General features: G+C 62.8%; 21 protein-coding genes and 2 tRNA genes. 12 read left to right on the top strand and 11 right to left on the bottom strand.

Translation table 11 applies throughout. The features are described from left to right. Window positions 1-57 precede the first annotated feature (57 nt). Window positions 58-1,803: a CHASE domain-containing protein gene (locus tag IP79_RS04480; protein WP_082337014.1), complete on the top strand. Its 1,746-nt coding sequence runs from the start codon at window positions 58-60 to the stop codon at window positions 1,801-1,803. On the opposite strand, the gene IP79_RS04475 is transcribed toward IP79_RS04480, so the two are convergent. Next, complete coding sequence (locus IP79_RS04475; protein ID WP_054118076.1) at window positions 1,783-2,574, bottom strand: response regulator; 792 nt, start codon at window positions 2,572-2,574, stop codon at window positions 1,783-1,785. The genes IP79_RS04480 and IP79_RS04475 overlap by 21 nt on opposite strands. 316 nt (window positions 2,575-2,890) lie before the next feature. Next, the gene (locus IP79_RS04470) at window positions 2,891-4,075 is read right to left on the bottom strand and encodes a hypothetical protein (RefSeq protein ID WP_054118116.1); all 1,185 of its coding nucleotides are present in this window, start codon (window positions 4,073-4,075) and stop codon (window positions 2,891-2,893) included. A gap of 136 nt (window positions 4,076-4,211) precedes the next feature. On the opposite strand from IP79_RS04470, the gene IP79_RS04465 reads away from it, so the two are divergent. Then, window positions 4,212-5,309: a fatty acid desaturase family protein gene (locus IP79_RS04465; RefSeq protein ID WP_054118075.1), complete on the top strand. Its 1,098-nt coding sequence runs from the start codon at window positions 4,212-4,214 to the stop codon at window positions 5,307-5,309. 12 nt (window positions 5,310-5,321) lie between these two features. Here IP79_RS04465 and IP79_RS04460 read toward each other — a convergent pair whose 3' ends face one another. The 7 genes from IP79_RS04460 to IP79_RS04430 all read right to left on the bottom strand — a co-directional run bounded on the left by IP79_RS04460 (window position 5,322) and on the right by IP79_RS04430 (window position 12,261). Beyond that, on the bottom strand, window positions 5,322-5,840 hold the full coding sequence (locus IP79_RS04460) for a GNAT family N-acetyltransferase (RefSeq protein ID WP_054118074.1): 519 nt from the start codon (window positions 5,838-5,840) through the stop codon (window positions 5,322-5,324). Continuing rightward, the gene (gene lptG, locus IP79_RS04455; RefSeq protein ID WP_054118073.1) at window positions 5,837-6,946 is read right to left on the bottom strand and encodes an LPS export ABC transporter permease LptG; all 1,110 of its coding nucleotides are present in this window, start codon (window positions 6,944-6,946) and stop codon (window positions 5,837-5,839) included. Before lptG ends, IP79_RS04460 begins: the two co-directional genes overlap by 4 nt. A gap of 6 nt (window positions 6,947-6,952) precedes the next feature. Beyond that, on the bottom strand, window positions 6,953-8,143 hold the full coding sequence (locus IP79_RS04450) for an LptF/LptG family permease (protein WP_054118115.1): 1,191 nt from the start codon (window positions 8,141-8,143) through the stop codon (window positions 6,953-6,955). Between the two features lie 169 nt (window positions 8,144-8,312). Continuing rightward, entirely contained in the window at window positions 8,313-8,822 is a 510-nt protein-coding gene (locus IP79_RS04445; protein WP_054118072.1) for a DUF427 domain-containing protein, read from the bottom strand. A gap of 10 nt (window positions 8,823-8,832) precedes the next feature. Next, window positions 8,833-9,234: an ATP-dependent Clp protease adapter ClpS gene (clpS, locus tag IP79_RS04440; protein ID WP_233994084.1), complete on the bottom strand. Its 402-nt coding sequence runs from the start codon at window positions 9,232-9,234 to the stop codon at window positions 8,833-8,835. Between the two features lie 178 nt (window positions 9,235-9,412). Continuing rightward, window positions 9,413-10,204, bottom strand: a complete 792-nt coding sequence (locus tag IP79_RS04435) for a phasin family protein (RefSeq protein ID WP_054118071.1) — start codon at window positions 10,202-10,204, stop codon at window positions 9,413-9,415. 149 nt (window positions 10,205-10,353) lie between these two features. Beyond that, the gene (locus IP79_RS04430; RefSeq protein WP_054118070.1) at window positions 10,354-12,261 is read right to left on the bottom strand and encodes a PHA/PHB synthase family protein; all 1,908 of its coding nucleotides are present in this window, start codon (window positions 12,259-12,261) and stop codon (window positions 10,354-10,356) included. Between the two features lie 160 nt (window positions 12,262-12,421). Here IP79_RS04430 and IP79_RS04425 point away from each other — a divergent pair, with 160 nt between their 5' ends. From IP79_RS04425 to IP79_RS04395, 7 genes are all read left to right on the top strand, one after another. After that, window positions 12,422-13,621, top strand: coding sequence for an LL-diaminopimelate aminotransferase (locus IP79_RS04425; RefSeq protein ID WP_054118069.1), 1,200 nt, complete (start codon window positions 12,422-12,424; stop codon window positions 13,619-13,621). Window positions 13,622-13,811: 190 nt separating this feature from the next. Beyond that, a complete protein-coding gene (locus IP79_RS04420) occupies window positions 13,812-14,378 on the top strand; it encodes a hypothetical protein (protein ID WP_233994083.1) in 567 nt (188 codons plus the stop codon). 27 nt (window positions 14,379-14,405) lie between these two features. After that, on the top strand, window positions 14,406-14,750 hold the full coding sequence (locus tag IP79_RS04415) for a hypothetical protein (protein WP_054118067.1): 345 nt from the start codon (window positions 14,406-14,408) through the stop codon (window positions 14,748-14,750). A gap of 2 nt (window positions 14,751-14,752) precedes the next feature. Continuing rightward, window positions 14,753-15,262: a hypothetical protein gene (locus tag IP79_RS04410; protein WP_054118066.1), complete on the top strand. Its 510-nt coding sequence runs from the start codon at window positions 14,753-14,755 to the stop codon at window positions 15,260-15,262. Window positions 15,263-15,327: 65 nt separating this feature from the next. Beyond that, the gene (locus tag IP79_RS04405; protein ID WP_233994082.1) at window positions 15,328-15,747 is read left to right on the top strand and encodes a JAB domain-containing protein; all 420 of its coding nucleotides are present in this window, start codon (window positions 15,328-15,330) and stop codon (window positions 15,745-15,747) included. Further along, window positions 15,744-16,139: a winged helix-turn-helix domain-containing protein gene (locus IP79_RS04400; RefSeq protein WP_054118064.1), complete on the top strand. Its 396-nt coding sequence runs from the start codon at window positions 15,744-15,746 to the stop codon at window positions 16,137-16,139. Before IP79_RS04405 ends, IP79_RS04400 begins: the two co-directional genes overlap by 4 nt. An 82-nt stretch (window positions 16,140-16,221) precedes the next feature. Next, entirely contained in the window at window positions 16,222-17,040 is an 819-nt protein-coding gene (locus IP79_RS04395) for a crotonase/enoyl-CoA hydratase family protein (RefSeq protein WP_054118063.1), read from the top strand. 8 nt (window positions 17,041-17,048) lie between these two features. On the opposite strand, the gene IP79_RS04390 is transcribed toward IP79_RS04395, so the two are convergent. Continuing rightward, entirely contained in the window at window positions 17,049-17,828 is a 780-nt protein-coding gene (locus IP79_RS04390; RefSeq protein WP_054118113.1) for an acyl-CoA thioesterase, read from the bottom strand. Window positions 17,829-17,982: 154 nt separating this feature from the next. On the opposite strand from IP79_RS04390, the gene IP79_RS04385 reads away from it, so the two are divergent. The 3 genes from IP79_RS04385 to IP79_RS04375 all read left to right on the top strand — a co-directional run bounded on the left by IP79_RS04385 (window position 17,983) and on the right by IP79_RS04375 (window position 19,143). Continuing rightward, window positions 17,983-18,056 (top strand) — tRNA-Cys (locus tag IP79_RS04385). Between the two features lie 49 nt (window positions 18,057-18,105). After that, window positions 18,106-18,181 (top strand) — tRNA-Thr (locus IP79_RS04380). 188 nt (window positions 18,182-18,369) lie between these two features. Next, a complete protein-coding gene (locus IP79_RS04375) occupies window positions 18,370-19,143 on the top strand; it encodes an SDR family NAD(P)-dependent oxidoreductase (RefSeq protein ID WP_054118062.1) in 774 nt (257 codons plus the stop codon). Here the strand turns inward: IP79_RS04375 and IP79_RS04370 are convergent. Then, complete coding sequence (locus tag IP79_RS04370) at window positions 19,140-20,864, bottom strand: N-acyl-D-amino-acid deacylase family protein (protein ID WP_054118061.1); 1,725 nt, start codon at window positions 20,862-20,864, stop codon at window positions 19,140-19,142. The two genes, IP79_RS04375 and IP79_RS04370, sit on opposite strands and share 4 nt — an antisense overlap. Window positions 20,865-20,944 lie beyond the last annotated feature (80 nt).

Raw genomic sequence — 20,944 nt, 5'->3', positions numbered from 1 at the left:
CCGCCTTGGGCCGCACCGCTTCCGGTATGCGCCAAGCGGCATGACCCAGCAGGACGCGTGACGAACAATAAGACCAGCTTTACCCCGGAGGTAGAAACGCCTTCCGATCCGCACAACGCGCCGCCCTCGCCTGATCGGGCGCGGCGCTGGCTGGTGTTGTATCCGCGGGCGATCCCGCTGGCGATATTCCTGGCGATTGCCGCGATCACCGCGCTCAGCGTGTTTGCGATCGAAAGCAACGCCCGTGCGCGGGAACGCGCCCAGATGCGCGAATACGCCCAGGGCGTTGCTGCCGCGCTTGATCGCAGCAGCAGCGGGTTTTCATCTTATCTGCGGGCCGGGGCGGCGCTGTTTTCCAGCCTTGATGAAGTCAGCCCCGAAACATTCGACAATTTCGTGCGCGCGTTGAAGCTGAATACCGAATATTCGGGCGCGGAAGGGATCGGCTGGGTGCCGGTGCTGGAAGCGGGCGATCTGCCCGACTATTACGCTCGCACCCGCGCGCGCCAGCCGGACTTTCCCGATATCTATCCGCGCGCCGGCAGCAATACCGGACGGATTGCACCGGTCACGATGTTCGCCCCCGCATCACCGCGCAACCGCCGCGCCTTGGGGTATGACATGTACTCCGATCCCGCCCGCGCTGCCGCCATGGCAGAGGCGGAAGTGACCTTGCGCCCGGCCGCATCGGGCCGCACGGATCTGACACAGGAAACCAGCGGCACTGCGCCGGCCTTTGCGATCTATATGCCGGCCTTCCGCCTTGGGACGGCGGGTGAGCGGCAGCTGGTCGGCTTCGTCTACACCCCGTTCCGTGCCCGCGAATTCCTTGACGCTGCGATCAGCCGCGAAGGGCGGCGCACGTTCGGCGTGCGGTTATATGATGGCGAGGCAAGCACCGGGCACCTGCTGGTAGCCCGGTCGATCGGTGCGGCGGCCAGCGCAACAGTGCAGCAGCAAGTGAAGATCGCCGACCGCGAACTGCAACTCGTGATCGAATCGCCCAACGCACAGGTGCTCAGCCCCTTATCGATGGTGACGTTGAGCTTCGGTCTGGCGCTGGCGAGCCTGCTGATGCTGCTCGCACGTCTGCTAACGCAGCAGGCTTACGAGGATCAGGCGCGGCTTGTGTTCTTTGAAGAGCAGCATTCGATCCGCAATTCGCTGACCCGCGAACTCAACCACCGGGTCAAGAACACACTTGCCAATGTGCTGTCGATCCTGTCGCTGACCCGCCGCCGGGCGAGCGGGCTGGATGATTTTGCCGATAGCCTCGAAGGGCGCATCCGCGCGCTTTCGGCAACACATGATCTGCTGACCGTGACCGATTGGGGCACCACGCCGATCCGCGCTGTGATCGAAGCGGAATTGCAGCATTTCCGCTCCGCACTCGATGATGCGATCCTGCTTGACGGGCCAGATGTGGAGCTGGCTCCCAATGATGCATTGTCATTCGGGCTTGCGGTGCATGAATTGGCCACCAACGCTGCCAAGTACGGGGCGCTGAGCGTCGCTGGCGGGCAGGTTACGATCCGTTGGCAGCGCGGCGCTGATCCGGCGGGCGAGACTGCATGGGCCGAAGTCGAATGGCAGGAAACCGGCGGGCCGCCCGTGGCAAGCCAGCGCCGCCGCGGGTTCGGCACCGAATTGATCGAAAAGATCGTCGCCCATGAACTGCGCCAGCCGGTCGCGCTGGAGTTTGACCCGGCAGGCGTGCGCTGCGTGCTGCGTGTGCCGATCCGTCGCCCGGCAGATTTCCGGATCAGGGAGAAACCGGGCGAGTTAGCCCAGCGGACGGGTTGATCCGAAGAACAGCGCCTGACTGATTGCGGCGCGCACGGTGGCTTCCTGAAATGGTTTGGTGACCAGATAGGTCGGTTCCGGGCGGTCGCCGGTCAGCAGACGTTCGGGATAGGCGGTGATGAAGATCACCGGCATCGACGCGATGCCAAGGATGTCCTCCACCGCATCCAGCCCCGATGATCCATCAGCCAACTGGATATCGGCCAGCACCAGACCCGGAGTTGCCTCGGCCACGGCTGCATTGGCCTGCGTGCGGGTTGCTGCGGTCCCACTGACTGTGTGGCCAAGGCCCGTAACCAGGTCTTCCAGCTGCATCGCGATCAGCGGTTCGTCCTCGATGATCAGGACTGATGTGGTCTGTTCGCGGTCGACATCGGCAATCGCCGCGGCGACCATTGCGTTGATTTCTTCCGGCGAGCGATCGAGGATCGTCGCGGCTTCCTCGACCGAGAAATCTTCCAGCGTGGTCAGCAGCAATGCCTGACGGGCGGGCGGTGTGATGGCGCCAAGCCGCGCCTGTGCACCGGCCTCGTGCTCGCTATCGGTTTCGCCGGTGGCGGCTGGCCCCGAAGCGCTCGACCACACCTTGCTGAAGGCGCGGTACAGCGGAACTCGCCCGCCTGCCATTTCAGCTTTGAGGCTATCGTCTGCCAGCACTGCTTCAAGCATCTCGCGCACATAGGCATCGCCGCTTGCCTGCGATCCTGTCAGCGCGCGGGCATAGCGGCGCAAGAAGGGCAGGTGGCCCGCGATCTGACTTCCGAGAGACATGGTTTACTCCGCTGATGGTTCGCGTGAAGATACGAAAGGTAATCGATACGGGATATAGCGGTTCCCTCACCCGCCGTCGCGCTGATCCGGCAAGTGCTTGTTCCTGCGAAGGAATGCCAATTTTTTCGCAGGATACAAAAAATTTTGTGGCTTGCGGGAACCGCTGGTTGAATGGCGCATTTTCCCTATGTCACCGCCGAGACCCCCCTCCCGTCCAAGCGGCTGGTGATACGATCCCGAAAGCCCTCCATCCTGTTCGTGGGATGGAGGGCTTTTTTGTTCCTTTCGGCCCCTCACCATCTCTGGCGGCTCGGGATCAACCCAGCGCCCGTTCATAGATCGCGTATTCGCGGTTGACGGTGCTGCGGATCGTATCGGCAATCGCAACCATGCCCTGATTGTCTTCAAGCACCCAGCCCAGTTCCCCGCGGGTCGACTGGAACTTGGTGATGGCCTCGATCCGGATCGCCTCGATCATCATGAAGGCAAGCGTTCCGGCCATACGGGTATTGTGCAGTTCTTTCAGCACTCCCATCAGCGGTACCCGCATGCCTGCACCCTTGGGGTGGCGCAGCCAGCGCAGCATGTGGATCCAGCCAAACGGGAACAGCTTGCCCTTGATTTTCTCCAACGCGCTGTTCGCATCGGGCCAGGTCAGCATGAAGGCAACCGGGCGCCCATCGACCTCGGCGATCATGTTGAGTTCTTCGTGGATGATGGGTCGCAATTTCTTGCCGGCATAGGCCACTTCGGCAGGGGTGAAGGGCACAAATCCCCAATTGTCCGACCAGGCATCGTTGAGGATCGCCAGAATGGTCGCGACCTCTTGATCCCAACGGCTTTTGTCCACCCGGCGGACATTGATCCGTTCATTGCGCAGCCCCGACTGGACAAGACGTTGCACAAGCGGACCAAATCCGTTCGTGATATCAAGGTCATAGGTGTATAACGTCTTGGCGCGCGCATAGCCTGCAGCCTCGATCCAGCCGGCATAATGCGCAGGGTGGTGCCCCATCATCATCATCGGCGGGTGATCCTGCCCGCGGATCAGCAGGCCCGGTTCTTCCCAGATCGAAAGCGAGATGGGGCCAAGCACACGCTGCATGCCTTGCCCGGCCAACCACCCTTCCGCCGTGGCCAGCAGCGCGCGCGCGACAGCTTCGTCTTCGGCATCGAAATAGCCGAAGAAGCCGGTGCCGGGGCCAAAACCCTGATTGGCAGGCATAGCCAGCGCCAGTTCATCTATATGCGCCGATATACGTCCCACCGGTTGGCCGCTGCGCATGGCGATGAACAATTGCACCCGTGCATGGCCGAAGAACGGGTTTTTCGCCGGATCGACAAGTTCGATCTGTTCGGAGCGGATTTGCGGGACGAAGTGTTCCAATCGGTCGGAGAATGCCCGTCCCAGATCGACGAAAGCCTTCCGCCCGCGCTTGTCGCTCACCGGCTCGATACTTATCTCTGCCCCGCGCCCTGCCACATCCGTCACGCCGCACATCCCGTATTTGTTTTCAATCAAGGCGTCTGTGTCTCGCCATTGCCATCGACGCAAGACAATCGATCACAGTCACCGATAACACGCGTTTGGCTTGCCACCCGATTTCGCGTAGGGGAGCCGACAGGAAATTGCCGAAATGACCATGCACCAGTCCATCGATCCTGCCCATGCCGGTATGACCGGCCCCGTCAAGGCGACCCGCGTCCAGTTCATGGCCGAGGATGACAAGACGATGCTGCGCGCTGCGCGCGATCTGACCAAGGGGTTGGGGCAGGCAAAGCCGGGCATCTACTGGCCCGACATGCTGCTTTCGGCTGGCGTTGGCTATGTCGGGATTGCAATCGCGATCCTGAACAGCAACCCGGCCGTGCAGATTGCTGCCGGGCTGGTGGCCGCATTGGCGCTGTACCGCGCGTTGATGTTCATCCACGAACTCACCCATATCCACCGCGATGCGCTGCCCGGCTTTCGCACGGGCTGGAACCTGTTGGTCGGCATCCCGCTGCTGATGCCCAGTTTCATGTACGAAGGCGTGCACACCATTCATCACAAGCGCACGCAATATGGCACGGTGGAAGATCCGGAATATCTGCCGCTGGCGTTGATGAAGCCATGGAGCCTGCCGCTGTTCGTGGTGGTCGCGTTGCTTGCGCCGATCGCGCTGATCGTGCGCGCGGCGGTGTTGGTGCCGCTGGGGGCGGTGGTCCCGGCTGTGCGCACCTTCACGTGGGAGCGTTTTTCGGCGCTTTCAATCAACCCCGATTTCCGCCGCAAGCCGCCCGAAGGCGATTTTGTCGGGCGCGTTCGCTGGCAGGAGGCGGGCGTGTTCGTCTGGTCGTGGGCGCTGATCGGTAGTGTGTTTGTGATCGGCTGGCAGCCGCTGTTGACGGCGCTGGTGATCCTTTCGCTGACCGCATTGCTCAACCAGTTGCGCACGCTGGTGGCACATTTGTGGGAGAACGAGGGCGACGCGATGACGGTGACGGCGCAGTTCCTCGACAGCGTCAACGTGCCCCCGCCGGGCATTGCCGCCGAGATTTGGGCACCGGTCGGGCTGCGTTATCACGCGCTGCATCACCTGATGCCGTCGATGCCCTATCACGATCTGCCCGAAGCCCATCGCAGGCTGGCGCGGGAACTGGGCACCGGATCAACTTACGAAGGGGCGAACCATCCGGGCATGACAGTGCTGGTGGCACGGATTGCGCGAAGCACGATGGGGACGCGGGCCTAAGCGCCCACATCCTCAATCCAGAAAGCAGATCATCGCGCAGCGCAGTTCGGGCGGCAGTCCATCGTTGGCTTCGTGGGCCAGTTCGCCTGCCAGGCGCGGATGTGCATCCAGCGCGGTAACTTCGTCAAAACCCAGTCGCGCGTAAAACGGCTCGTTCCACGCCACGTTGCGAAAGGTCGTGAGCGTCAGCGCTCTGAAGCCCGTGTTGCGCGCATCGATCTGCGCAGCGCGCACCAGTCCAGCCCCGATCCCGCGCCGCTGGAATTGCGGCAGGACGTCCATCTGCCAGATATGCAGTTCGCGGCTGAAGGGTTCGGCGACCAGATAGCCTGCCATCGCTTCGCCAACAAAGACGACCAGACAATGTCCCTTGCGGATCAGGCGGCGGAAGCCATCGGCGCTGCGCGTGCCGCCAAGATCAAGGTGAGCATAGCCGGGCAGGTCTGCAAAGATGCGGGCGGCAGCGGACTCGATCCCCGGCATCGCTTCGGCATCATCGGGCCGGGCGAGCCTCAGAGACCAGTCGTTCATTCTTCCGTCCGGATTAGCACCGTTTCGCCCAGCAGCAGGAACAGGAAAAACGGCGCCCAGGCGGCCAGAAATGGCGGGTAGCCGCCGAAACTGCCCATCGCCAGGGCGGCATTATCGATCACGAAATAGGCAAAGCCCAGCGCCATGCCGATGATCGCGCGGACGAACAACTGGCCGGATCGCGCCAGTCCGAAGGCGGCGATCGAACCCAGCAACGGCATCAGCAGCGCCGATAGCGGCCCCGACAGGCGGTGCCACCACTTGGCCCGCATTTCATCGGTGTTGCGGCCTGCGGCCTCGAAGGCATCAATGCTGTCGGACAATTCCCAGAAGCTTTGCGCATCCGCATCGATCGATTGCAGCATGATCCGGTCAGGGGTCAGGTCCTCGCCAACCACCAGGACGGGCAGGTTTTCAGTGATCGCACCAGCCACATCAAAGCGCACCGGGCTTTCCAATTGCCAACCCGGCGCGGCATAGGTGGCTCTGGGGCTGCGCACCTGTTCGCGGATGATCCCGCCCGGCGCGCGGGCATACCAAGTGACCCCTGACAGGACGATGTTTTCGCCGGAGCCGCTCAGGGTAGCGGCTGACAGGATATTGTCGCCATCGGTCAGGTAAACACTCGATCGCACACCGCCAAGGCTCGCATCGACTTCGGGGATCGGGCCGTAGCCGGCCGAATCCCAAGCCTTCAGCGTTGCGTTGGCGCGGGTGACGATGCGTTCATTAAAGCCGAAGCTGACCAGCGAGACCACAGCAGCGGTCAGCAGCAGCGGCGATAGCACCTGATGGGCGGAAAGCCCGGCCGCCTTCATCGCCACCACTTCGCTGTTCTGGTTCAGCGTCACCAGCGTGATCAGCGTTGCGAGCAGCACCGAATAGGGCAGGAACCGCGAGACCAGCTGCGGCATCCGCAAACCGGCATATTGCAGGATCTCCGCCTGTCCGTTGCCCGGCACGGCAAGGATATCGCCTGTGGCCGACAGCAGGTCGAGCGCAAGCAGCACCAGCACCAGCATCACCAGCACCGCAAAGATGCGCACCACAAACATCTTGGCGAGGTAAAGCGTCAGTGTACGCGAAGGGAAAAAGTCGAGCTGCATATTGCCCTATTCCGCCGCAGCGGCCTGTGCTGCCGGTTCGGCCCCGGCGCGGTGGGCGCGCGGCGTGCGGCGCTTGAACAGCTTGCCCACGAGTTTGGAAATCCGCGCGAACATCGTCTCCAGTGCGCCGATCGCCTGCCCGCCCGGCACATAGGCGACGCGGTAATACATCCACAGGATCAGCGCCGCGAACAGCATGAAAGGCACCCACAGCGCCAGCACCGGATCAACCCGGCCCAGCGCCGCCACATCCTCGCCGTACTGGTTCACCTTGTGATAGGCGACCACCATCACGATCGAAACGAACACCCCCAGCGCGCTGGTCGACCGCTTGGGCGGGATCGCCAGCGCCACCGCCAGCAGCGGCATCAGCAGCATCATCACAATCTCGACCAGCCGGAAATTGAAACTGGCAAGGCTGGCATCACGGGCAGTGGCGGGGCTTTCGCGGTTCCAGCCGATCCGCAGCAGTTCGGGCAGGATATATTCGCGGGTCGCATCGCCGCGCGCGCGAAAAGCTTCGATCGCGGGCAGATCGATCGGCAGATCATGGCGGCTGAAGCTGAGCACGCGCGGAGTGTTGCTGCCGGTATCCTGAATGATCGTGCCTTCGGTCAGGCGCAGGATGATCGTATCGGGATTGTCGCGGGTCGCCAGAAACGCCCCCTCGCGCGCGCTGATCGAAAGCACCTGCCCCCGGGTGTTGGACACACGGGCGAAGATCCCGATCAGCTTGCGCCCGTCATCCTCGCTTTCCTCGATCCGCAAGGCCATGCGATCCGCCAGCGTGGTGAATTCGCCGACCTTGATCGAAGCGCCCAGCGCACCCGATCGCAGATCATATTCCATCTGTTCGTAATAATAGCGGCTGATCGGCTGGATGTAGAACACCAGCGCGACGTTCACCGCCAGCAGCGCCAGCGTGATGATGTAGGGCATCCTGAGCAGCCGGTTGTACGACAGCCCCACCGCCCGCATCGTATCCAGTTCCGAAGATGTGGCGAGTTTGCGGAAAGCCAGCAGCACGCCCAGCAGCAGGCCGAGCGGGATCGCCAGGCTGGCATATTCCGGGATCAGCGCGCCCAGCATCTTGAAGACAACCCCCACCGGCCCGCCTTCAACCGCGACGAAATCGAACAGGCGCAGCATCTTGTCGAGCGTCAGCAGGCTGGCGGCGAGCGCAAACACCCCGATCATCGGCACAAGCGTTAGCCGCAGGATATACCGGTCAATGCTGGGGATCAGGGTGGACACTGGGGATTTTCCGTCGATTGCCTTCCCGCCCTAGCGTGTGAAGGCCTGCGCGTCATGCCCCCAATTTCCGTGCTTGCGGCAAAGCCTGCAACCCCGCGGACGAGCCGGGGCTTTACCAGAAGCGGCTGCCGGGAATACCTTTGAACGGCCCGGCTTCGTGGCGGCTGATCCAGCCGCCGTAAAATCCGCCGGGCTGGGGCGTAACCTGTTCGCCGTCCACTTCGGCCAGGTCGAACGGCGCGGCGTAAAAGGCGATGTGGTTGGCGATGCCCGCAAAAGGCGCGGTGGGAGAAGGGTAGCTCCAGCCTGCTTGCGCGATCCGTTCACCGCCGGCCACGACATCCCAATAGGCAGCCTGACCCTTCCATTCGCAGATTGATCGGGCCGGGTTGGGCGCCAGATGCGCCATCGCAATGTCGGACTGCGGGATATAGTAAGTCGGCGGATGCGAGGTTTCGAGCGTGCGCCACGCGGCGCGGCTGTCAGCCAGCACAATGCCCTTGTGAATGATGCGGATGTGGCGCCCAGTGGGCTCGGCAATAGCGGGGCGGGGGTAATCCCACACGCTTTCCTGCTCTGGCGCGACCGGATCGGGTTCGGGATGGTGCGGATGGCGCGTCACGCCGGCCCGCTCACGCCTTTTCCAGCGTGCATTGCAGCGGGTGCTGGTTCTGCTTGGCGAAATCCATCACCTGATTCACCTTGGTTTCGGCGATTTCGTAGGGGAAGATGCCGCACACCCCCACGCCGCGCTGGTGAACATGCAGCATCACGCGGGTGGCCTGTTCCAGATCCATGCTGAAAAAACGCTTCAAAACGAGCACCACGAATTCCATCGGGGTGTAATCATCATTCAGCATCAGCACCTTGTACTGGCTCGGCTTTTTGGGCTTGGATCGGGTCTTGGTGGCAATGCCTACCTGGCTGTCGCCTGAATCGTCGCCATCCTTGCCGCCATCTTCGTCAGACGCGCGCACGCCATGGGCAAGCGGCGCGGCAAGAGCGGGCAGGGCGGGGAGGGACGATACGATCATGAGCCTCCATTATGGGATTCGTTGGCGTAATCGCAAGCGCTTGCTGCGCGCCAACGCCATGCCGGACAAAGAAAAGGGCCGGCCAGACGCTGGTCTGACCGGCCCGGCGCTTTTCAGCGCGCTTTCGTGAACCGGGTTTGGGAGAGAGGAGAGAGGCCCGGTTCAGAAACTTTTTCGCTTACGCAGCCTTCGAGATCTTCTCGGCGGCGACGCTGACACGGTTCGAGATCGGAGCGAAAGCTTCGTTGTAGAGCTTCACCCATGCTTCGGTGCGCTTCGAGCCGTAGGACACCATCGCATCAAAATTGCGACGGGCGATTTCGCCCTGAAGCTGCATCAGTTCGGTCGGCGACTTCACAGCGGCAACCTTCTTGGCATCTTCGGTGACGGTTTCGATCACGGTCTTGCCGGTTTCGACGTTGTCCTTGAGCAGTTCCTGCGCGCCGCTGAAGAAGATCTTGCCGCTTTCCACGACAGCTTCGACGTTCGCCTTGGTGAACTCGGTCGCTTCGCTAGCGATCACGGTGCCCTTGGCAGCAGCAGTCTTGGCGCGGGTCTGGACGTCGGCCAGCATCTCCTTGGCGGTGGCGGTGATGTCGGTGTTCTTGGCAGTGGCCATGATGGTATCCTTCAGCTTGGTGACGGGATTGGTCTTGGGCCCGATCGCCTTGGGCGCGGCGGCTTTTGCAGCCTTCTTGGCCAGCGCGGGCTTTTTGACCGGAGCGGTTTTGGTGGCAGTTTTCTTCGTTGCCGTCTTGCGGACGGTCTTGGCAGCGGCCTTGCGGGCCGGGGTAGCCTTCTTGGCGGCCGGGGCCTTCTTGGGCGCTGCGGTTGTCTTGGCAGCCGGAGCCGCAACTGCCTTGGCGACAGCTTCGGCCTGAACCTTTTCCATCGCAGCATCGATCTTGGCGACCGGTGCGCTGGTTACGGCAGGCTTGACTTCGACGGCTTTGTTCTCAACTTCGGACATGACGACCTCGCTTCATGTTGCACTGCACAAAATAGGCATTGCGGCTGCGAAGTCAAGTCTTTTTGTGCACTGCACAATAATCCTGAAAAACCTGTAAAAACAAGCCCATTCAATGCGGGAAGTCGGAAGGCTGCGGAACCGGCCCTGATTTATCGCGTCTTTACGTAACGCCCTGGCGCGTCTTCAATCACGCGGTCTCCCTTGCTGCCGGGAACGCGTTTGCCCTGTGCTGGCACGCGTGAATCGGATTGCCTGTGCAGCCATTCGAGCCAATGCGGCCACCAGCTGCCGGGATGTTCGGTCGCGCCCTCGACAAAGGCCTTGAGCGATGGCGCGGTGCTATCGCCCACCCAGTACTGGTATTTCCCCGCAGCGGGAGGATTGACGACGCCTGCGATGTGGCCTGATCCTGCCAGCAGGAAATCCATCGGGCCGGTAAAATGCTGCGTGATGCGCCACACGCTTTCAGCCGGTGCAATATGATCCTCGCGTCCGGCCTGCACAAAGCTGGGAGTAGCCACGCAGGTCAGATCGATCGGTGTCCCGTCGGCCTCCAGCGCATCGGGCACGACCAGCTTGTTGTCGCGATACAGGTCCCGCAGATAGGCGCCGTGCCACTTTGCCGGCAGGTTGGTCACGTCGCCATTCCAGTGCAGCAGATCGAAGGCCGGATAATCCTCGCCCAGCAGGTAATTGTTGACGACATAGTTCCAGATCAGATCGCGCCCGCGCAGCGCATTGAAAGCGGCGGCGAGATAGCGCCCGTCAAGATAGCCCTGCTGCGATGACAGTTTCCCGATCATCTCCAGCTGCCCATCATCGATGAAGTTTTTCAGATCGCCGCTCTTCTCGAAATCCACCTGCGCGGTGAAGAAGGTGGCAGATTTGACCTTTTCGGCCTCGCCCCGCCGCGACAGGATCGCCAGTGTTGCCGCGAGTGTGGTTCCGGCCACGCAATAGCCGATGGTGTGAACGGCAGGCACATCCAGCCGGGCACGGACGTGGTCGATCGCGTCCATCTGCGCGCGGATGTAATCATCCCAAACCACATCGCCCATGCTTTCGTCAGCCGATTTCCAGCTGACCACAAACACCGAAAGCCCCTGATCAACCGCCCATTTGATGAAGCTTTTCTTCGGCGTCAGGTCGAGGATGTAGAACCGGTTGATCCACGGCGGGAAGATGATCAGCGGCACTTCCAGCACGGTGTCGGTCGAAGGCGAATACTGGATCAGCTGATACAGCGCGGTTTCGTGCACCACCTTGCCCGGCGTCGCGGCAAGATTTTCGCCGAGCCGGAAGGCATCGGGATCGGTATGGGTCAGCTGCCCGCGCTTCATGTCGTTGATGAGGTGCTGCATCCCGCGCACCAGATTTTGCCCGCGCGATTCCATAGTGCGCTTCAGCACCACGGGGTTCAGAGCGAGGAAATTGTCCGGGCTCATCGCCTCGGCCAGCGCGCTGACTGCAAAATCGAGCTGCTGGCGCTTTGCACGATCAAGCCCGTCCATGCCTTTGACCGATTGCCGGAAGTAATCCGCCAGCATCAGATAGGTCTGGTGCAGCAGCAGGAAGGCGGGATGTTCACGCCATGCCGGATCGGCAAAGCGCCGGTCGCTCTTCGGCAGGGCCGCGGCTTCGGGCGCTTCGGTGAGTTTCCCGCCGGTCGCGCCCGCGACGAAGCGCTCCATCATGCCGGACCAAAGCTGCATCTGATCCTGCGCCAGTTTGGCCGATGCCTCGAACATGCCCTTGGGCAACTGGCCAAGCATCGATTGCGAGATCACCAGCCATTGCGCCGGATCGATCGGATTGGCGCCCTTGGCAGCCTTTTGCGCCGCGGCTGTGGCCTGATGCGTGGCGAAATCGAGCCACAATTGCTGCAGCTGCGCATTGGTGGCCGCCCATTCGGCCAGTTCGCCTGCATCCATGCCCTGCGGCGCAAGCGATTCAACCCCTTGCCCGGACATCATCCCGCGCATCGCCTCGCCCTGCATGGCGAAAAAGTCCTTGAGGCTTCCTGCGGCCGCCGTCATCGGATTGCTGTCGTCTGCCATGGCCTGAAGTTTCCCTGATCGCTGTTGCATTCCCTAGTGCCGCCATTCGGTGCGCGCCGCAATTGGCGAAAACGCCTTCCCACCGCCCGCGGTCTTCGCCTAGGGAGAAAATCGCGCGGCGCCTCACCAGACCTCGCGCAAGACAAGGTGATGACAGACGATGAATGACCAGTTCTATCGCATGAAGCGGATGCCCCCGTATGTGATCGCGGAGGTCAATTCCATGCGCCATGCCGCAAGGCTTGCCGGGCAGGACATTATCGACCTTGGCATGGGTAACCCCGATCAACCGCCGCCGCAGCATGTCATCGACAAGCTGTGCGAGGTTGCGGCCAAACCCGATGCGCACGGCTATTCGCAGTCCAAGGGTATCCCCGGCCTGCGCCGCGCACAGGCAGGCTATTACGCGCGCCGCTTCGGCGTCGATCTCGATCCCGAAACGGAAGTGGTGGTAACGATGGGCTCGAAGGAGGGGCTGTCGAGCCTCGCCACAGCGATCATCGCTCCCGGCGATGTGGTGCTGGCGCCCAACCCGTCTTATCCGATCCATACCTTCGGCTTCATTATCGCCGGCGCAACAATCCGTTCGGTGCCGGCAACGCCGGACGATCTTTATTGGGAATCGCTGGAACGGGCGATGAACTTCACTGTGCCGCGTCCCAGTGTGCTGGTGGTCAGCTATCCATCAAACCCCACCGCCGAGGTGGTCGACCTGGCATTTTACGAAAGGCTGGTCGCCTGGGCGAAGGAGAACCAGGTTTGGGTCGTGAGCGACCTCGCCTATTCCGAGCTCTATTACGATGGCAATCCCACGCCTTCGATCATGCAGGTGCCGGGTGCAAAGGATGTCGCGATCGAATTCACTTCGATGTCCAAGACTTATTCGATGGCGGGCTGGCGGATGGGCTTTGCGGTTGGCAACAAGCAGCTGATCGCAGCCCTGACGCGGGTGAAATCCTATCTTGATTACGGCGCCTTCACTCCGGTGCAGGCTGCGGCCTGTGCAGCGTTGAACGGCCCGCAAGATATTGTCGATGCCAACCGCGCGCTGTATCACAAGCGCCGCGACGTAATGGTTGAAGCATTCGGCCGGGCCGGCTGGGATATTCCCGCGCCGCGCGCATCGATGTTTGCCTGGGCGCCGCTGCCCCCGGCGCTCAAGTCGATGGGCAGTCTCGAATTTTCCAAACAGTTGCTGACCGAGGCGGAGGTCGCAGTCGCGCCCGGTGTCGGTTATGGCGAAAACGGCGAGGGTTATGTCCGCATCGCTATGGTCGAGAACGAGCAGCGGCTTCGGCAGGCGGCCCGCAATATCAAGCGATACCTGCAATCCAAGGGGGTCAACAGTTCGGCCGGTTAAGCCCGTGCCAACCCTAGCTGTTTGACGGAACGCAACGCTTTCTCGTCCAATTTGGAGGAAATCCGGACCAATTTGCGTTAACCTGGGTTTACACAGGGGTTCCGATTTTGGAGGAGAGACCATGGCGTCTGGAGCCGCGCGACGGCTAACCGACAGGCAACACGCCGTTATGGAGCGTATTGACCGGCGCGTGCCCATCAAGGTGATCGCGCTGGAACTGGGCGTGTCCGAAACCCGGATCAACCAGCATATCCGTGCGCTGAAGGACGTTTACGAGGCAGGAAGCCTAGGTGAACTGGTTGAAAACTATCGTACTTCTGTCGCCTCGGAAGCGCCGCCCGAGGGGCTGCCTGATTGGCCTTCAGAGGCCGATGATTTCGTAGAGTTCGACATCGGCATCCCTACGGATGAAGGTTCGCTCAACCCCTTCAGTCAATCTGCATACACAAAAACTCAGATTAACCCGGCAGCTGATTTGGCTGACGAACCGGTTCGGGATGACCCGGGCCGACTGGTCCTGAGCGATGCGATGCCACTGATTGAACAGGCACCGTGGCTCAGGCCGGGCGAACCGAGGGTTGTCCCCGGAGTGCTCGACGGAGAGCATGCCGTTCTGTTCCGGCTGGGGGCAATCGTGGGGATTGCTTCGGGGGTTCTCGCTGCCGTGGTGCTGACAGTCACTGCGGCGGTTACCCTCAGCGAAGCGACAGAAGGCAGGGCGACCGTCTCCGTGGACCAAATGAATGTCGCAGGTTGAGCGCCGCGACGGGGCGAAGGAACTGCAATGACCGACCGTATCCTGAATGATGCTCACAACATGAAGAAGCTGATCCGTGAAGCCGAAGCGCTGGCCGATGAAGCGATCATCGCGATGGCGCGCCTGAAGCAGGCAATGCTCAGCGCCCGGCAAAATCCCGCAGTCGAAGTGCACACCGGCCAGCGGGCGCTGATGCGCCTGACCGAGGCTGAAGCGCAGGCGCTGTCAATGTCGACCAACCTGCTGCGCGTCCATGACGAACTCAGCAAGGTCGCCATCGTTCATGCTGGTCCCGACGGCGGCATGCCGACCGAGATCCCCGCCGCTGCTGTTGCTGCCCCGGCCCATCAGAACGCGGCCCTCGCAGCCTGATAATGGGCGCCGTACTCCTCGAGTTTTATAACGAGTACCGTGTCCTGGCGCAGCATATCGCCAGTGTCCTTCTGGCACTGGCGATATGGCGCCGCGGGGCAGCGCCCGAACGCTGGCTGATCGGGCTCTTCATCGCGACCATGGTGGCGCCGGTTTACGTGTTCCGTGCCTTAGGCCTCGGCAATCTGCACGTCGGTCAATATGCCTGGGTGGCGGTCAGCATCGATGTGGTCGCCTTGGCGGCCTTCGTTGTGGTGGCGCTTAACGCCAACCGCAATTACCCCTTGTGGATCGCAGGCTTACAGCTCGTGGCAATCGGCGCTTATGCTGCGCACGGGTTGATCGATTCGGTTTCGCTGCTGGCCTTTTTGGTGCTGTCGGCAGGCCCGGCCTATTGCCAGTTGGTGCTGATCTTTGCGGGTTTCGTCCGCCATGTCCGCCGCCAGCAAAAGTTCGGCCAGTACCGGGATTGGCGGACCACCGGCAATCACAAGCCGCTGTTCCAGACCTGACCGTGCTGCGGGAGACCGTTGATGCCGCGTATGTCCCACCCCTCTGCCGCAGGCGTCGTATCGTGGTGACTGCGGCGCTCCAGTCCCGGCCTTCAGCCTATACCCCGCAGCACGAGCGCCTGTCCGCGCTGGTCGCTCACCTCGGCAAGGTTGTGCTCAGCCCGGAGGGAAAGCACGAACGCGCCCATGTGATTTTCGTCGACGGGGGCCGCTCCTTTCTGGGTGATTCCGGCATCGGCATGGGAAGCATCGGCGCGCTCTCGCTGCGTATGCGCGAGGTGTTTGGCGAAGCATTGCGGCTGGGTGCGCGGGGCATGATCCTCGCCCATAACCACCCTTCGGGCGATTGTCGTCCGAGCAGCTCCGATATCGCTGCCACTCGCCGTCTGGCCGAAGTCGCAGGGGCGCTCGATATCGAACTCATCGACCACCTGATCTTTACCACCGATGCGGTCTATTCGATGCGGGCGGGAGGGATGCTGTGAACGCACCTGTCAGGCCAACGCGGCTGCCCGGCGGCGACGCGATGATGCCCCGCTTCCGCGAGGCGGGTGATGTCACGCTTGATCTGTTTCACCGCGATGCGCGGGTGGAAGATCGCTGGCTGGGACTGCACCCGCGCGAGTTTGCGCTGATGTGGCGGCTGGCCGAAAGTCCGGGAGAGCGGATGACCCGGCGCGCCCTGCTGGCCGATGTCTGGCGCATCCACATCGAACCGGAGACCAACAGCCTTGCCGTGCACGTCGCGCGGCTGCGGGTCAAACTTGACGCTTTCGGCCTCGCCCGCCTGATCGCGACCCACCCTGATGGCGGCTATTATCTCGATACGCCGCCCGCTTCTGATGATTTCCGGATTCTTGGCGCTGATCACGTTTGATAGCGCGCCCCGCGCTGGACTTGGCGCGGGCCTTGGGCCAATCTTGCGCGCAACAACTTTGCCTTGAGAGGGTGCCCTTCTGATGTCCGCCACAGCCACCATGACTGCCAATGACCGCGTCGCCATCGAACTGGGGGAGGACGGCGTGGCCGAAGTGCGCTTTGTCCGCGCCGACAAGATGAACGCACTCGATCCGGAGATGTTTCAGCGCATCATCGAAGCTGGCAGCATCTTGCAGCGGATGAAGGGCCTGCGTGCGGTGGTGCTTTCCGGTGAGGGACGGGCGTTTTGCGCCGGGCTCGACCTATCGAATTTTTCGCGCAAACCGGCGGAGGACGAGCCAAGCCTGACCGAGCGCACCTATGGTAACGCCAACAAGTTCCAGCAGGTTTCGATGCAGTGGCGCAAACTGCCCGTGCCGGTAATCGCGGCGCTGCACGGCGTGTGCTTCGGCGGCGGTCTGGCGATTGCCAGTGGCGCCGATATCCGCATCGCCCACCCTGATACCCGCATGTCGATCATGGAGATGAAGTGGGGGCTGGTGCCTGATATGGGCGGCTATGCGCTGTGGCGCGGGCTGGTGCGCGATGACGTGCTGCGCGAATTGATCTACACCAACCGCGAATTTACAGGCGCCGAGGCGCAGACCCTCGGGCTTGCCACCTATATCGACGAAAACCCGCGTGAACGTGCGCTTGCGATCGCCCGCACCATCGCCGGCAAGAACCCGCACGCCATTCGCGCCGCCAAGCGCCTGAACGCAGCGATGATCGACCGGGAAACCGATGCGATTTTGCTGGAAGAGAGCATCGAACAGCACGGCATCATGCGCACACCCAATCAGGTCGAAGCCGTGATGTCTGAAATGGAGCGTCGCAAGCCCAACTTCGGCGATTTGTAGCCGCGGGCCTAGCCGAACACCGCCACGCACTGGATCCCGTCAAGCACCTGCTTGCCATCGGCATCCCACAGCCTGAGCCGTTCCGAAGAATAGCCGCCATCGGCGTGCTGGCTGGCGTTTTCCGCCAGATACCAGCCCCCGGGCGAGCGGCTTTCGGTGTCGAGCACGTTGAACGACCAGTTGACCGAACTGATCGGGCCGGTGCGCTGCATGGCACGCATTGCGCCGGGCGGCATTACATCGCCCATCAGCACCAGCTTCGATACCGGATCGAGATCATGCTCTTCGATCAGCCGCGCCCAGCGCCGCACCGTTGCGCCGCGATCATCCCCCTTGGGCTGGCCGTAGCGCAGCTCGAAATTCTTGGCGACGAAGCTCGGCGCGAAACTGTGGGTCACGACCTCGTTATCCTCGGGCGCGCCGGGCCAGCTTTCAGGCGGCGCGGCAGGATGCACCGCATTGGGCTCGCGCCCTTCGCCGAACAGCCAGAAAGCGCTGAGCGCCACTTTGCCATCGCTGTGGATTTCACTGCGCACCTGGGTGACGTTGCGGCCCTGCCGCACGATTTCGGCCGACAGGGAAATCTCCTCACCCACCGGCGCGACAAATGCGACCTGCCCGGCGCGCAGGGGCGGCAGGCCGGTAAAGGCGCGGGTGGCCATGGTGTAGGCCACCAGCGCAGAAGCGCCGCCATACAGTGTGCGGCCCTGTAACCAATCCTGCGCATGGGCAAGGCGGGCGGGGCCGGGCTGGCCGGTAACGGGTTCGAGCAAGCTGGCAATGGTCATGCCTGCTGCCATGCCCCGCCGCGAAGGGGTCGTCCAGATTGACGTTACGTCAACCCGGCCTGCCAAACTCTCCCTGCCAAACATTCATTGCCAAGCCCGCGCCGAATCGCTAGTGCGCGCGCTCTGTCCGGGGCCCTTGGGTTCAGGATGGCTCGGCCCGATGGCGGAGTGGTTACGCAGAGGACTGCAAATCCTTGCACGCCGGTTCGATTCCGGCTCGGGCCTCCACCTTTGCATTGCGCACGCTTCCCACGCGAATTAGGGCAGCGGGCAGAGTGCCGCTTTAGCTCAGTCGGTAGAGCACATCATTCGTAATGATGGGGTCACAGGTTCGAATCCTGTAAGCGGCACCAGCAAATTTCCATGAAAAACTCAAGGAACCGGTTGGCTTTGCGCCTTGTGATGCAATACCGCAGTGGGCAGCCTGTGTCTGATTGCAGCGGGTATGGCGCTGCGGCGACAGCCTATCTGAAGCGTCAGTGTTGCCCCGGCGTGCTGGCCTTAGGTTCCGGGTGGCAATCATGCGGCGCAAGGGGGCCTTATGGCGATTCTGGATCGGTTTCGGCTCGATGGCGAAGTGGCGGTGGTCACCGGCGCGGGCAAGGGGATCGGGCGGGCGATTGCGATTGCTCTGGCCGAGGCAGGTGCCGATGTCGCACTGGCCGCGCGCACGCAGGCTGATCTTGATGGCGTGGCGCAGGAAATCGAGGCACTGGGCCGCCGCGCCCTGCCGCTGGCGACCGATGCGACCGATGGCGCTGCGCTGGAACAGCTGGCGCAGGCAACCATTGCCGCATTCGGCAAGCTGACCATCTGGGTCAACAATGCCGGCGGCATCCCCGATGCAACCCCGCGCTATCTCACCCGCACGCCGGAGGAGAATTTTGACGCGCAGATCGCGCTCAACCTCAAGGCGGTGTGGATGGGATCGAGCGTCGCCGCGCGGCATATGGCCGATGCGGGCGGGGCGATCGTCAATATCTCGTCGCGGTCCGCCTTTGGCCCGCAGGTCAAGAACGGGCCCTATGGCGCGGCCAAGGCAGCGGTGAACAGCCTGACCACCACGCTCGCGGTCGAGGTGGCGCCGAAGATCAGAGTCAATGCGGTCGCGCCCGGCCCGGTGCCGACCGAGAATTTTGATGAATGCATGGGCACCGACACCGACGAGAAGCGCGAGAAACTGCTGGGCATGATCGGCATTCCGCTGGGCCGCTATGGCGCGCCCGAGGATATCGCCGCCGCGGTCGTCTTCATGGCTTCGCCTGCGGCCAGCTGGATCACGGGGCAGTGTCTGTACGTGACGGGCGGGCGTTAGGCTGCCGTCTGGTAACCCGCACCGCGGATCAGTTTGCCGGGCCGCGCTCCGGTTGACTGGTCGAAGCGGCGGATGACTTCGCCCGCCACGATCGTCGCCTCGTAGCCGGTGGCGCGCTGGTGCAGGCGGCGGCCGCCGGCGGGCAGATCGCGCACCACTTCGGGCAGGTGCAGCGTCAGGCCACCGAGGTCGATCACGTTGCAATCGGCCCGCCCGCCGACGTGCAGTGTCCCGCGATCATTCAGGCCCACCGCCCGCGCGGCCTTCGCCCCGAGCATATGCACCGCCTCGGCAAGGCCCAGCGACAATTCGCCCTGCTTCTGCACGAACTGGGTCAGCAGATAGGTCGAATAGCTGGCATCGCAGATCGCGCCGTAATGCGCGCCGCCATCGCCCAGGCCGGGCACGCAGTGCGGATGACGCAGCATTTCGTGCGCGCTGGCCAGGCTGGCGTTTTCATAATTGCCCAGCGCGGCGAGGAACAGCCCGCGCCCTTCGGTTTCCAGCAGCCGGTCATAGGCGATTTCCTGCGGGGTGCAGCCGCGTGCCTCGGCTTGGCCTGCCATGCTCATGTGCGCGGGCGGGGCGTAATCGGGCGGATTGTCGAGCGGGAACAACCAGCGCCAGTTTCGCGCCAGCTCGTTGAAGGGATGACCGGGGGCGAAATCTTCGGTGATCAGGGCAGCGCGCAAAGCGGGATCGCGCATCGCGGCGACCTGTTCGGGGATGGAGAGGTGCGCGATCTTGGCCCAGCTCGGGCACAGCACGAACGGGTGCACCGTCAGTTCCAGCCCCGCGATCAATCCGATCGGGCGCGGCATCACCTGCGCGTTGGCGATGCCGCCTGCCGCATTGGTCGCCTCCAGCATTTCCAGCACCCGCCGCCAGCGCGGGGGCGCGTCGTTGCCCGAAGCAAGCGTGAAGGTCGCCGGGCGGCCGCTGGCTGCGATCACCCGCTCGATCACGCGGTATTCCTTGTCCCAACCGACAAAGGCATCGAGCACCACCTGGAATGTACCCGCGCCCGCATCGGCCATGCCGCGGGTGATCGCTTCCAGTTCGGCAATATCGGTATCGAAAGTCGGGATGGCATCGCCATCGGCAGTCTTGTGGATGCTGAGCCGCGAGGTCGCAAAGCCGATTGCCCCCGCGCGCATCGCCTCTGCCGTGAGGCGGCGCATCAGCGCGAGATCGTCTTGGGTGGCAACCTCGCGGGCCCCGCCGCGTTCCCCCATCGCATAGACCCTCAAGGGTGAATGCGGCAGATAGGCGGCGATATCGATATCGCGCTTTCCGGCGGCGACCGTGTCGAGATATTCGGGGAAGGTTTCCCAGTCCCACGGCAGGCCTTCGGTCATGACGATGCCGGGGATGTCTTCCACCCCCTCCATCACGTTGATCAGCATGTCGTGATCGGCCTTGCGGCAGGGCGCAAAGCCGACGCCGCAATTGCCCATCACGGCGGTGGTGACGCCGTGCGAGGATGAAGGGGAAAGCTCCTCGGCCCAGATGCATTGGCCGTCGTAGTGGGTGTGAACATCGATGAAGCCCGGGGTGACGATGCGGCCTTTGGCGTCGATCTCCTCGGCCCCGCGCCCGCTGACCTTGCCGATGGCGGCAACCCGCCCGCCGGCAATCGCAATGTCGCCATCGATCAGATCGCGCCCTGTCCCGTCGGCAATCGTGCCGCCGCGGATCACCAGATCAAAATCGGCCTGCATTGCTGTGCTCTCCCATCATCAGCCGGGCGTAACGCTGGCCGAGAAGGGGCGCAGCGGCAACTCCTACTTTTGCCTCCACT

Source organism: Porphyrobacter sp. AAP60, from assembly GCF_001296025.1.
GTDB lineage: Bacteria > Pseudomonadota > Alphaproteobacteria > Sphingomonadales > Sphingomonadaceae > Erythrobacter.
The sequence above is the reverse complement of the archived record's forward strand: the minus strand, read 5'-3'. Positions and strand labels throughout refer to the sequence as shown.